Genomic DNA, 12,368 nt, shown 5'->3' with positions numbered 1-12,368 from the left:
GTCCAAAATTGGGACATCTCTTTTTTAAAAGGAATTTGTAATAAATTGTAGAATATAAGGAGCTGAAAGGGTGTGATTCCAATATTTATCGCAAAAAGAGAAAACGGAGAAAAAATTCATCTACTCGATCATCATGATGAAGAGCTTTTACACCATATGCGTAAAAGGGAAAGTTTCTTTTGCATAGCTTGCGGGAAGGAAGTACTAATGAGATTAGGAAAACAAAAAAGGTGGCATTTTGCTCATAAGAAAGTAGATTCATGTTTAGCCTTTTATGAAGCAGAATCTACATATCATATGTACGGTAAAGAATTGTTATATCGGTGGTTCAAACGTCAAAATGTTCATGTAGAGATAGAGCATTATCTACCAGAGATTCAGCAACGACCGGATATTTTTATAGAGAGAGCAGGGAGAAAAATTGCGATTGAATATCAATGCGCCAATCTTTCTATAGAGCAGCTCTGCAAACGAACCTATTCGTATTGGAAAGCTGGTATACAAGTCATTTGGATTATTGGTGGAAATCAATTGAAAAAGCACTCTGCATACTGGATGAAATTCTCCTCAATTATGGCTTTCTCCTTACAATCTTATCCTCAGCCACTTCTTATTTTCTTCTGTTCGAAACAAAAATCATTTATGAAATGCACGTTTATTACATCATTTTCTACAAGCGTTGCTTTTTCACATATTATATATTTACCAATTGAAACGACTACTTTTGAAATGCTCTTTTCTCCTGTTCCTTTCCAAAGGGAAGTATTAAACCGAGAATGGAAGAAGCGAAAGGATTATTTTCGTCAAAACGCTTTGCCCATCTTGAAGTATAATGATAAGTCACTATTACGCCTCTTATATCAATGTAAATGTACCCCAGCAAATTTTCCTTCTGAAATTGGTGTGCCACTCCCGTCCTCATTTGCTTTTCAAACAAATTCATTTATATGGCAAGCTTTTCTATATATGAAGTGTATAGGTGAGCTTGCGGTAGGGGATTGTATTTCCCTCAAGTACGTGTGTAGTTATATAAAAAAGTATACGAAAAGGCGTATGCTCCCGTACTTTTCACAGCATATATGGAAAGTGGCAGTTACTGAATATATGACATTTTTATGTTATGCAGGTGTCTTGCAGAGAGTAGGGGCTTATAAGTACCGGAAAATACGGGGGATATCCATGTTAAAAACAGAGGAGGAAGTTATGAAATATGATGAAAGGAGTTTAGCGTATGCCTTATCTTTATTTGAGGCAAAGTACAACATGAGAGAAGGAAAAGCGGATATAATAAAGACTGATCTTGAAGGAATTACATAAGAAAAATCGAATTGTATGTAAGTAGAGATATTTAAAGGAGGGCTTAAAGCATGTCTGAACAAAACACAGCAAAAACATTACCGGATCGTAACGAAATTGAAGAATCAAGTACGTGGCGATTAGAAGATATTTTCCAAACAGATGCAGAATGGGAACAAGAATTCCAAGCTATTAAAGAGCTATTACCGAAGTTAACTGAATTTAAAGGGAAACTTGGTGACTCTGCGAACAATTTACTTGAAGCATTGCAATATGAAGATGAAATTTCAATGCGATTAGGTAAGTTATATACATATGCACATATGCGTTACGATCAAGATACAACAAACTCTGTGTATCAAGCGTTAAATGATCGCGCGACAAATTTATATTCACAAGTATCTAGTAGCACAGCATATATTGTGCCTGAAATTTTATCGATTTCAGAAGATACATTGCAAACATTCTTGAAAGAAAATAGAGACTTAAGTGTATATGAACATGCGTTAGAAGAAATTACGCGTCAACGCCCTCACGTATTATCTGAAGCGGAAGAGGCTTTATTAGCAGAAGCATCTGAAGTAATGAGTGCGTCAAGTAATACATTTGGTATGTTGAATAATGCGGATTTGAAATTCCCATCTATTAAAGGTGAGGATGGAGAAGAAGTAGAAATTACACATGGCCGTTACATTCAGTTTTTAGAAAGTGATGATCGTCGTGTGCGTGAAGATGCATTCAAAGCTGTATATGAAACGTACGGGAAATATAAGAACACATTTGCAAGTACGTTAAGCGGAGCTGTGAAGCGTAATAACTTTAATGCACGCGTTCGTAAATATGACTCTGCACGTCAAGCAGCATTAAGTAATAATAATATTCCTGAAGCGGTGTATGATCAACTTGTTCAATCTGTAAATGACAATTTACACTTGCTACATCGTTACATTGATATTCGTAAGCGTGCACTAGGGCTTGATGAGCTTCATATGTATGATTTATATACACCACTTGTACCAGAAGTGAAAATGAATGTGAAGTATGAAGAAGCGCAAGACATGTTATTAAAGTCTTTACATGTACTTGGTGATGAGTATGTTGATATTTTGAAAGAAGCATATGAAAATCGCTGGGTAGATGTGTATGAGAATAAAGGAAAACGAAGCGGAGCATATTCATCTGGTGCCTATGGAACAAATCCTTATATTTTAATGAACTGGCATGATAATGTAAATAATTTATTTACACTTGCTCATGAATTTGGCCATTCTGTCCATAGTTACTACACAAGAAAAACGCAGCCGCACGTATACGGGGATTATTCAATCTTTGTTGCGGAAGTAGCATCAACTTGTAATGAAGCGCTTCTAAACGATTATTTATTAAAAACGACAGAAGATAAGAAAGAGCGTCTATACTTATTAAATCATTATTTAGAAGGATTCCGTGGTACTGTATTCCGTCAAACGATGTTCGCAGAGTTTGAGCATATTATTCATAAGAAAGTACAAGAGGGACATGCGGTAACACCAGACATGCTAACGGAGATCTACTATGATTTAAATAAGAAATATTTCGGTGATGCTTTAGTAATTGATGAAGAAATTGGTTTAGAGTGGTCTCGTATTCCGCACTTCTACTACAACTATTACGTATACCAATACGCAACAGGATTTAGTGCAGCAACGGCTCTATCTAAACAAATTTTAGAAGAAGGGCAACCAGCAGTAGAACGTTACATTAATGAGTTCTTAAAAGCAGGAAGCTCAGATTACCCAATTGAAGTGCTGAAAAAAGCTGGAGTAGATATGGCATCTCCAGAACCGGTAAAAGAAGCATTGCAAGTATTTGAAGAGAAATTAAATGAATTAGAAGCATTATTATTTGAAGAGAAGTAATAGAAAAGACGAGGAATTTGCCTCGTCTTTTTCTTGATGTCATTTTGTCGATATTTGTCGAGAAAATAAATCGAATTGTCTTCTCTTTTCTAAACTAGAAGGCATTTTTACAGTTCATTAAAACCCTTTAAATCGTTTTTTATGGTTGAAATAAGAGAGAGCGATGACAATGACTCCAAATAAAAGAGGAAAGGCAATCATTTTAGGAAAAGCTTGTAGTAGGGAGAGGATGTACAAGAAAAAAGAAACAATGATAGCTAGAATGATAAGTAAAATATACGTTTTTTTCATACAAAACACCTCCAAAATAGCTTTTTTATAGCTTATTCAAAAATGAAAACGTTTAGAATGTGACAAAAGTGTGAAATTCGACAAAAGGGGTTGTCATCTGACGTCGAATCTTGTAATATAATAAGCGTGAACGAATTCACATACAAACATATACCCCTTTGTTTGAACGTGAAAATTTCTCCCATCCCCTTTAATATTTTTATAAGCCGTAAAGAAAAAGACCTGGTGTTTACACCAGGTCTTTTTCTTTTGCTATCCATTTCCAATAACGCTCACATTTTACGTCAATCATTTGTACTTTTCGTTTCAGTTGTAATTTTTTTAGTTCACGTTCAATTTCTTGCTTCGAGCAGTCATATATAAATGCTACTTCTTTTGAAGAGATAAATTGTGTCGCTTCCAGTAATACTTCTAAAGGTGGTAATGGCTCTGGCTCGATTTCACATTTTACAAGTTCTTTCAATAATTGTACGTAGACGTCGTAGGAATACGTTCCAGCGATTTTAATACCTTCTTCATCTGAATTTGCATGAAAGAATACGAGAGAAGGTATTTCTGTAATATGCATCTCATTTGTGAATTTTAAGTCACATTGGAAAGCCTTTTTTGCGCTAGCGGAATATAGGTCTTTTTTAAATTCTTCTACATCAATATTGCTATCTTTTGCGCATGCAAGTAATAATTCGCAGTCAGGATTTGATACATTTTCAAGGAAAATGTATTCTTGGAGTTTTCGCAAAAACTTCGAACCTGCTTTTCGGCCCTGCAACTCCGCTGCTTTAATTGCCATCGAAACTAAATATGGTGTTGACGATGCTTCTTGCATATGTACCTTTCCATCACATGAAAAACCTTGTAAACTTGTTGTCTTTTCCCACACAAATCGAATATTAGCAGGTTTATTCCATTTGTGTGAGGAAGCGTTCGTTCCGTCCACTTTTCCTGTTACGATATGACGAATAGAGAAGTATTTCCCGTATTCAAGCCATAGTTTAATAATAAAGGGCTCAATTTCCCAGCAATCTTTACAAAGTGGATCAATAAATAAATATGCTTCTACAGACTTATGCTCACATGCGGAAGGAGATGGCATATTGATATGCTTTGCTTCCTGTTTATCCATTATATTTCACCTGTTTCGTCTGGAGTATTAACCATATGCTGAGCAGTTAATGCTAAACGTTCAAAAACGAACTCTCTTATATGACCGTGCACTCCTGTGTCATCCATTGCTTGCTCCATGCACGATAGCCAAGCCTCTGCTCGTTTTGGAGTAATCTCAAACGGGAGATGGCGTGCTCTTAACATAGGATGACCATGTTCTTCCGTGTACAAATTAGGACCACCTAAATATTGTGTTAAAAATTGCTTCTGCTTCCTAGCTGTTTCTGTTAAATCATCCGGGAAGATGGGAGATAGGTCAGGGTGTTTACTGACATAGGAATAAAATGTGTCTACTAATATTGCAATGCATTGTTCACCGCCAATTGCTTCAAATGGTGTCATCGGTTGCTTGCTCATCCTTTTAAACTCCTTTTTCCATGAAATGTATATCTATTGTAGCAATGGAATGTTAGGGAGGGCAAATAAACCGCCTTCATAACGTTCTTTGCTTATTCTACAGATGTAAAAGAATCTTTTCTTTTTCAAAAAGTGAGATGTATCCACTAGTAGAACGTATTCACTAGTGGAATTTTCACTTTAGCGTGCTTTGTTTTGTTTGGCAAGGAAAAAGCGTTTTACTTTATTATTTGTATGACGGATTGGTATGTCGTGTTGCTTTAACAAATGAATAAAGGCAGCTTTGCCTGCTTCTTCATCTTGCACTTCAAATTCAATTTCATAATCATCGTGATTGTAATAGAAACTATGATCAAAGACAAGCGTTCCGCCTTCAAATAGTGTTTCGGCTCTTTCAGTTGTTAAACTACCCATATAAGTTAAAGCAGAAACAGGAATTTGTAATGTGTGTAGTTGATCTACTACAGCGCCTTGAATAATTGTATTTGTTTCCATCATCAATCTTGCTTCATCTGCTGTTATAACTTGATGCGTTTCTAACAAGCCGACTTCTGCAGGTTGTTTTAATGTTAATGTATAAGTTTCTCCTTTATGACGAATACGAAGTGCAGAGCCAGCTTCTTTTAATGAGAAGCTCGGTGTTTCAAAGTAGTGATTCACCTGTTTCGTAAATCCTTCAATAGAGAATGATTTACATAATGTATTGAATTCTTCTTCTGTAACAATATTTTTAAATTCAATTTCAATTTCTTGTGTCATTGTATGCGCGCTCCTTTTGAAAAATAATTCTTTACACATTATCGCTTTTTCACAAATTTGGTTCAATGTTTTATTTGTTTGCGTCCATGTTATGATACAATAATACTGTTAAGTAAGACAGGAAGTTGAGATGGAGGAGTTAGAGCATGCAAAATAAAATCCAAGTTAAGAGCGTAGAAAAGAGAGAGAATGCTCTTATTTTTTGTGCGGAAAATAGTGAAATAGAGGTAAAGGAGTTAAGTGCGCGTAATCACGTACTTGTAGACTCAGATAATTTATCATTTTTATATATCTTAGAAAACGAATCATCTTTCATTTATGTAAGCATTCCGCATACATGCTGGGAAGCAATGCATGAAGCGATGAATAACGACGTGGTTATGTTCGTTCGCGTGAATGACATTGAAATGGAATTAGAAGGTTTAAAAGAAGAAGTAGAATATTTAGTTGAAAATATTGAAGGTAATGCAAATTACGGAGAAGAACTAGTAACTGCTGTAGAAAAAGTATTTCTATAAGCAAATGGATTGATTTTGGTGGTGGTTGAAATGAATCGAAATTGGGAAGAATTTTTAGCACCTTACCACCAAGCGGTGGCAGAGCTGAAAGTGAAACTAAAAGGAATGCGTACTCAATTTGCAATGTTAACAGAGCATTCTCCAATTGAGTTTGTAACAGGAAGGGTAAAGTCTGTTGCAAGTATTATTGATAAAGCGGAGAAGAGAAATGTACCGTTAGACAGGCTAAGAGAAGATATGCAAGATATCGCGGGCCTTCGAATGATGTGTCAATTTGTTGATGAGATTAAGCCTGTTGTAGAATATCTTCGAAAACGAAATGACTTTGAAATCGTGGAAGAACGTGATTACGTCACGCAGAAGAAAGATAGCGGTTATCGTTCTTATCACGTTGTCATTAGTTACCCAGTTCAAACGATTCAAGGTGAACAAAAAGTATTGGTAGAAATCCAAATACGTACGCTAGCAATGAACTTTTGGGCAACAATTGAGCATTCTTTAAATTATAAATATAGTGGACGTTTTCCTGAAGATATTAAAATACGCTTGCAACGTGCAGCGGAAGCAGCATTTTTATTAGATGAAGAAATGTCTTCTATCCGTCTTGAAATTCAAGAAGCGCAGAAAGCTTTTTCAAGAAAGCAAGAAACGAAAGATTCCGAATCATAAACTAAAGGGTGTTGGGCGATGAAATTTACAATTATGTCAAAGGGAGATCAATCATCAGATGCACTGGCAAGCACGATGAAAGAATACTTGCTAGATTTTGGATTTATAATGGATGAAAAGGAACCCGATATTGTAATTTCTGTTGGGGGAGATGGAACGCTTTTATATGCGTTTCATCGTTATTATAATCGATTGGATGAAACAGCATTTGTTGGTGTACATACAGGGCATTTAGGTTTCTATGCAGATTGGTTACCGACAGAAGTAGAGAAATTAGTAATTGCAATTGCTAAAACACCATTCCAAGTGGTGGAATATCCGCTTTTAGAAGTGATTATTCGCTATGTGAATGGGAGTAAAGAGTCGCAGTATTTAGCGATGAATGAAGCGACTGTAAAAAGTGCAGAAGGTACATTAGTAACAGAAGTGGAAATACGCGGAGAGTACTTTGAAACGTTCCGCGGGGATGGTCTTTGTATTTCTACTCCTTCGGGAAGTACTGCGTATAATAAGGCGCTTGGCGGAGCAATTATTCACCCTTCTATTGAAGCGATTCAAATTGCGGAAATGGCATCTATTAATAACCGGGTGTTTCGTACGGTAGGTTCGCCGCTCGTATTGCCGAAACATCATACATGCGTGCTGAAGCCGACTGCAGGAATGAACTTACAAATTACGGTGGACCATTTAACGATGGTTCATCAAGATGTGAAATCAATTCAGTATCGCGTGGCAAATGAGAAAGTACGATTCGTTCGTTTCCGTCCATTTCCGTTCTGGAAACGAGTTCGTGACTCGTTTGTTGCAGATAAATAGAAAGGGTTTATATATTTGAACAGATTTACATTGAAATGGGATATAGACTCGGCTGAGGAAGGAACTTTAGTTAGAGAATTTTTAAAAACAAAAGGAATCTCCAAAGCCGCATTAACGGATATAAAGTTTCATGGCGGATCTATAGAAGTAAATGGTCAACATGCGAGCGTTCGTCATCAGTTGCAAGCTGGTGAAGAATTACGTGTCTTTTTTCCAGTAGAGGAAAGAAGTGAAGGGATGATTGCTGAAGATATTCCTTTATGTATCGTATATGAAGATGATGCAGTTCTTGTCATAAACAAAGAGGCAAACATGTCAACGATCCCGTCTAGAGAACATCCGGCAGGAAGTGTTGCGAATGCGCTCTTATCTCATTATGATAAGCGACATCTTACAAGTACGGTGCACATCGTAACGAGGTTAGATCGTGATACTTCAGGGCTTATGCTTATTGCAAAAAATCGTTTCGTACATCATCTTTTATCGAAACAGCATCAACAAAAAGCTGTGAAAAGAACGTATGAAGCGATTGTTCACGGTGAGATGGTAGAAAGAGAAGGAACGATTGACGCACCGATTGGACGAAAATCGGATAGCATTATTGAGCGAACCGTTTGTGAGGAGGGGCAAAGAGCCATTACTCATTTTAGAGTGATCGATAGCGTCAATCATAAGACGCACGTATCACTTGAGCTCGATACAGGGAGAACGCATCAAATTCGTGTGCATATGGCGTACATAGGACATCCGCTACTTGGCGATAATTTATATGGTGGAAAAAGAGATGAAATGAAACGACAAGCGCTTCACAGTACATCCTTGACGTTTTATCATCCTATTTTAGAGAAAGAAATGTCTTTCACTACACCGATTCCAAGCGATATGCAAGCGGTATTAAGACATATTTAAAAAGGGAACAAAATTCTTATGTAACGAAGAGTTTTGTTCCCTTTTTCTTAGCGGAATAATATTAAAATTTGATTGTCGCCCGTGCGCTTTATAACGAAAAAGCCACTTTCAGATTTTGTAGCAATGCCATCGTTATTTGGACGACAATATCCATGCGTTTCGCAAGTACCGTCATCACGTACTAACATTTGTCCAATTAATCCGACAGGAAGCCACTCGTTACGGTCTTTTCTTGCTATATATTTGCAAGCTGGATCCCATTCTGCATTTAAAAGAGGTTGTATGTCTTGCGATTCCGTACGTACATATTGACGTTTTCCGAAGCTATCTGTTTTATAGCGTTTTTGCCAACTTAAAGCACCGCTATTTCCTATAAGAGCGGGGGTGGCACTAGATATTCCTAAGATGAATGAATCGTTTGAAGTAGCGATTCGAATTTTTTCTTCGCTACTAAATGTAACGAAGTAACCTACATCAATAAAAGTATTGTCTACTGTTTCAAACATTTGTGCAAAATCAGTTCCGCTTGCATTGTAAGAAGCGCCCTCAATATACATTTCTCCATTATGAGCAAGCCACTTTGCACCGATATTATGATCGGTTTCATTTGTGCCGTTTGCAATAAACCAAGAATAAGATTCATCTGCTGTGCCGAAGCGCCCCATAATATGGCTACCTGCAAAATGAGCTGTTGATGTATGATTACCTTCCGCATGAGAAGAGAATCCGTTAGCGATAGTCGCGGTTCCTTCTGCATGTGCTGCTTCGCCTAAAGCGATTGTATGTTTACCTTCCGCATGAGAATAGGAGCCACCTGCTGTCGTTTCACTTCCTTCACTATGGGAACTATGTCCAGTTGCTTTTGTTTTTGATCCTTCTGCATGAGAGAAAGAACCTTTTGCATGTGTGAGAAGTCCTTCTGCATGTGAAGCTGTACCCTCTGCATGAGAGTGAAGACCCTCTGCATATGCATACCGCCCATCTTTTTTTACTTTTGTATTTTCAGATGTAGGGGTCTGAATGATAATCGTTTTTTCTGTTTGTATATCACCTGATGGTGCTAATGCTTCTTTAATTTTTTTTACTTGATTTATAATAGCAGCTGGAATTTCTGCTTCCGCTTTTTTATTTATTGCTACAGGGCTGTTTTCTTCTGTATTCTTCTCTACTTGCTCAGAAGGCACAATCTGCTCAATATGAGTAGAGAGAGGTTTATTTTTTTGCTGCATCTTTGCTTTTCTATTATCAATTATACGGCTCATTACAGCGTTCTGTAATGAGACATATTTTGGTCTATCTTTGTTTTTTGTGGAAGCCTCTTGTTCTTCCAGTTCTTCTACAGCTGCAGCTCGAATGCTGCACCAGTTGTTAATTCCGTACATGGGCAGATAAAAAGGCGGGCATTTTCTTTTTTGTTTAGAAGATTTTTTCTTCATTCTGTCACCTCCTGCGACAGTATATGCCGTGTCATTAAAAAAAGATGCACTTTATTGCATCTTTTTTTAATGACTTTACCCAATTTTTATCCCACTTTAATGGGCGGGCTGCCCATTAAAGTGGGATTGGTGAGGGCTGATTAAAGTTTCACTTTATATGAGAGACGCCTAAAAGATACGGTAATCCTTACACATATGAGTTATGAAATTGGGCGGAATTTCTCAGGGACAAAAGGCAGGGAGGAAGGAACGGAAACAATCTCCATTTCAGGATAACGTAGTCCAGTTAGTTTGCCACCAAATACAGCACCAGTGTCAATATTGACTGTATGATTTACAAAGCGAGGTTCTTTTACGGGTGTATGTCCATATACAACCCAAGATGTTCCTTTATACTCCTTCGCCCAGTCGCGACGGACAGGTGAACCGTCAGCATGTTTTTCTCCAGTGATATCGCCATACAATACAAAGGTTTGTACTCTTTTATCTTGTCTTCCTATGTAATCTTGCCGAATGCCGGCGTGACACACGAGTAACCTTTTCTCATCGAGTACGTGATATAAAGGGGATTGCTCGTAAAGTGTGATGAATTTTTCTTTTATCATGTTTTGTTGATGAGAAGGTAGTGCTTCATATTCGGCAACAGTTGTTTCGAGTCCATGAGCGATTGTCACATTACGTCCAAGGAAAAATCGGTATAGTTTATTGCAGTGATTTCCCGGAGCGTAATACGCTACTTTTTTATTTATGACAAGTTCCCATACAATTTCAATCATACGTAATGAATGAGGACCGCGATCTGTGATATCGCCAACAAAAGCAAGCTTGCGTTGATCAGGGTGAATCGGTAAGTCACTATTCCAGTTATATCCGAGTTTTTTCGTTAAATCTTGAAACTCTTGGAAGCATCCATGAATATCCCCTATAATGTCATATTTCATATTTAAACCTCCATCATATTTTTCATTAGTATATCTAAAAAAGGATAGAGATAAAAATATACCGTTTTTGTGCTTCAGTTGAACATAAAGATTTTCGTTCTTGAGCGGACGTTTAAAACAAATCCAATCGCTATCATGTATGTGAGTAAGGAACTTCCTCCGTAGCTCATAAGGGGTAATGTGATTCCTGTAATAGGTAGTAGTCCGATTGTCATCCCGATATTTTGAAATACTTGAAAAGTAAACATTCCGATTGTACCAGCGCAGATGTAACTACCGAAAGGGTCATTACTTTCTATAGCGATATGAATCATGCGGAAAATAAGTAGGAAAAAAAGTGCAATAATGACGCTTGCGCCTAAAAATCCGAATTGCTCAGCGACATTCGTGAAAATAAAATCTGTATGTGGTTCTGGAAAGTATACTTGTCCATTTTCCCAACCTTTTCCTTGCATTTCTCCTGATCCAGTAGCTAAGAAAGCTTGTCTTAATTGATAGCCTTGCGCATCATATTTGTATGGAGCTAACCAGCCGTAGAAGCGATTTAATTGATATTCTTGTAAAATGTGTGCTTTAAAGAATTTTGTATGAGTAAAAAAAATATACGTTAATGTAACGCCAGCTGCAAAGATACCGGAAGCTATCCCGAAAATAAAACGCCAACGTATACCAGAAACTAATATCATTGCTGCAAGCATAGCTGAAATTACCATTGTGTTTCCTAAATCAGGTTCCTTTGCGATAAGTAGTAGGGGCGGCAAACTTGTTGCGCATATTTTTCCGAGTAATAAAAAATCATCGTGTATTGTTCGGTAAAAATATTTCTCATTGTGATTTGCTATAATTCGTCCGGTGACGATAATTAAAAACAATTTCATAATTTCAGAAGGCTGGAAATTTCCGATGCCTGGGAGCCTGTACCAAGCGGTCGCACCTTTAATTGTAATGGCACCTGGTACTTGAAGTTCTAGTCCAATTAGTAGTACCAATGCAAAGCTATATAAATACCAAGCAATTTTTTGATAACGATCGAAATCGATAATCATAATAACACCAATGGCTATGAATCCAATGAAGTACCACTGGATTTGCTTTAATACAAAATTTACATGTTGCAAAAATGGTGGTAAAGAGGCTTGTGCACTTGCAATTGCAAAGCAACTAACAGTCCCAATGGCAAATAAGATGCATAGTAATACGTAGTCTATTTGATATTGAGAATTTGGATCTTTCAATGTATGTATTCCTTTCTATCGCCTAGTAAATATATGGATTATGTCATGAAAAAAATAATATACAAGCAGACTATGCATA

Annotated in this window: 13 protein-coding genes; 6 read left to right on the top strand and 7 right to left on the bottom strand. The window is 37.0% G+C overall.

Annotation, left to right across the window (positions count from 1 at the left end; translation table 11 throughout):
• Positions 1–72 precede the first annotated feature (72 nt).
• Together PDQ40_RS17070 and pepF are read left to right on the top strand one after the other, a co-directional pair.
• Positions 73–1,317, top strand: a complete 1,245-nt coding sequence (locus PDQ40_RS17070; RefSeq protein WP_214328684.1) for a competence protein CoiA — start codon at positions 73–75, stop codon at positions 1,315–1,317.
• A 50-nt stretch (positions 1,318–1,367) separates the two neighbouring features.
• Positions 1,368–3,194 (top strand): oligoendopeptidase F, encoded by a 1,827-nt coding sequence (gene pepF / locus PDQ40_RS17065; protein WP_000003390.1) that lies wholly within the window; start codon positions 1,368–1,370, stop codon positions 3,192–3,194.
• Between the two features lie 117 nt (positions 3,195–3,311).
• Here pepF and PDQ40_RS17060 read toward each other — a convergent pair whose 3' ends face one another.
• The 4 genes from PDQ40_RS17060 to PDQ40_RS17045 form a co-directional block, all read right to left on the bottom strand.
• A complete protein-coding gene (locus PDQ40_RS17060; protein WP_000754592.1) occupies positions 3,312–3,485 on the bottom strand; it encodes a hypothetical protein in 174 nt (57 codons plus the stop codon).
• Between the two features lie 229 nt (positions 3,486–3,714).
• A complete protein-coding gene (locus PDQ40_RS17055; protein WP_000360652.1) occupies positions 3,715–4,608 on the bottom strand; it encodes a ClpXP adapter SpxH family protein in 894 nt (297 codons plus the stop codon).
• The gene (locus PDQ40_RS17050; RefSeq protein WP_000043380.1) at positions 4,608–5,006 is read right to left on the bottom strand and encodes a globin domain-containing protein; all 399 of its coding nucleotides are present in this window, start codon (positions 5,004–5,006) and stop codon (positions 4,608–4,610) included. Before PDQ40_RS17050 ends, PDQ40_RS17055 begins: the two co-directional genes overlap by 1 nt.
• A 180-nt stretch (positions 5,007–5,186) precedes the next feature.
• Complete coding sequence (locus tag PDQ40_RS17045) at positions 5,187–5,765, bottom strand: CYTH domain-containing protein (RefSeq protein WP_000191110.1); 579 nt, start codon at positions 5,763–5,765, stop codon at positions 5,187–5,189.
• A gap of 146 nt (positions 5,766–5,911) precedes the next feature.
• On the opposite strand from PDQ40_RS17045, the gene PDQ40_RS17040 reads away from it, so the two are divergent.
• The 4 genes from PDQ40_RS17040 to PDQ40_RS17025 are packed head-to-tail and all read left to right on the top strand — an operon-like array spanning position 5,912 to position 8,677.
• Entirely contained in the window at positions 5,912–6,283 is a 372-nt protein-coding gene (locus PDQ40_RS17040; RefSeq protein ID WP_001180003.1) for a hypothetical protein, read from the top strand.
• A gap of 30 nt (positions 6,284–6,313) precedes the next feature.
• Positions 6,314–6,952: a GTP pyrophosphokinase gene (locus PDQ40_RS17035; protein ID WP_001081482.1), complete on the top strand. Its 639-nt coding sequence runs from the start codon at positions 6,314–6,316 to the stop codon at positions 6,950–6,952.
• Positions 6,953–6,970: 18 nt separating this feature from the next.
• Positions 6,971–7,768, top strand: a complete 798-nt coding sequence (locus tag PDQ40_RS17030; RefSeq protein ID WP_000673184.1) for an NAD kinase — start codon at positions 6,971–6,973, stop codon at positions 7,766–7,768.
• 15 nt (positions 7,769–7,783) lie between these two features.
• On the top strand, positions 7,784–8,677 hold the full coding sequence (locus tag PDQ40_RS17025) for an RluA family pseudouridine synthase (RefSeq protein ID WP_001079093.1): 894 nt from the start codon (positions 7,784–7,786) through the stop codon (positions 8,675–8,677).
• 47 nt (positions 8,678–8,724) lie between these two features.
• Here the strand turns inward: PDQ40_RS17025 and PDQ40_RS17020 are convergent, their stop codons facing one another.
• The 3 genes from PDQ40_RS17020 to PDQ40_RS17010 all read right to left on the bottom strand — a co-directional run bounded on the left by PDQ40_RS17020 (position 8,725) and on the right by PDQ40_RS17010 (position 12,289).
• Entirely contained in the window at positions 8,725–10,113 is a 1,389-nt protein-coding gene (locus PDQ40_RS17020) for a peptidase G2 autoproteolytic cleavage domain-containing protein (RefSeq protein ID WP_214328685.1), read from the bottom strand.
• Between the two features lie 200 nt (positions 10,114–10,313).
• Entirely contained in the window at positions 10,314–11,054 is a 741-nt protein-coding gene (prpE, locus tag PDQ40_RS17015; protein ID WP_214328686.1) for a bis(5'-nucleosyl)-tetraphosphatase PrpE, read from the bottom strand.
• A 74-nt stretch (positions 11,055–11,128) separates the two neighbouring features.
• Complete coding sequence (locus PDQ40_RS17010; protein ID WP_000654691.1) at positions 11,129–12,289, bottom strand: FtsW/RodA/SpoVE family cell cycle protein; 1,161 nt, start codon at positions 12,287–12,289, stop codon at positions 11,129–11,131.
• Between the last annotated feature and the right edge of the window lie 79 nt (positions 12,290–12,368).

Source organism: Bacillus cereus group sp. Bc061 (genome assembly GCF_027715825.1).
GTDB lineage: Bacteria > Bacillota > Bacilli > Bacillales > Bacillaceae_G > Bacillus_A > Bacillus_A paranthracis.
Note: the sequence above shows the minus strand (reverse complement) of the source record. Positions and strands in the feature narration are given on the sequence as shown.

Excerpts from the sequence above, each read along its gene's own strand:
- prpE (WP_214328686.1), bottom strand. The coding sequence starts at position 11,054 with ATGAAATATGACATTATAGGGGATATTCATGGATGCTTCCAAGAGTTT.
- PDQ40_RS17035 (WP_001081482.1), top strand. The coding sequence starts at position 6,314 with ATGAATCGAAATTGGGAAGAATTTTTAGCACCTTACCACCAAGCGGTG.
- PDQ40_RS17030 (WP_000673184.1), top strand. The coding sequence starts at position 6,971 with ATGAAATTTACAATTATGTCAAAGGGAGATCAATCATCAGATGCACTG.
- PDQ40_RS17045 (WP_000191110.1), bottom strand. The coding sequence starts at position 5,765 with ATGACACAAGAAATTGAAATTGAATTTAAAAATATTGTTACAGAAGAA.
- PDQ40_RS17055 (WP_000360652.1), bottom strand. The coding sequence starts at position 4,608 with ATGGATAAACAGGAAGCAAAGCATATCAATATGCCATCTCCTTCCGCA.
- PDQ40_RS17020 (WP_214328685.1), bottom strand. The coding sequence starts at position 10,113 with ATGAAGAAAAAATCTTCTAAACAAAAAAGAAAATGCCCGCCTTTTTAT.
- PDQ40_RS17040 (WP_001180003.1), top strand. The coding sequence starts at position 5,912 with ATGCAAAATAAAATCCAAGTTAAGAGCGTAGAAAAGAGAGAGAATGCT.
- pepF (WP_000003390.1), top strand. The coding sequence starts at position 1,368 with ATGTCTGAACAAAACACAGCAAAAACATTACCGGATCGTAACGAAATT.
- PDQ40_RS17050 (WP_000043380.1), bottom strand. The coding sequence starts at position 5,006 with ATGAGCAAGCAACCGATGACACCATTTGAAGCAATTGGCGGTGAACAA.
- PDQ40_RS17060 (WP_000754592.1), bottom strand. The coding sequence starts at position 3,485 with ATGAAAAAAACGTATATTTTACTTATCATTCTAGCTATCATTGTTTCT.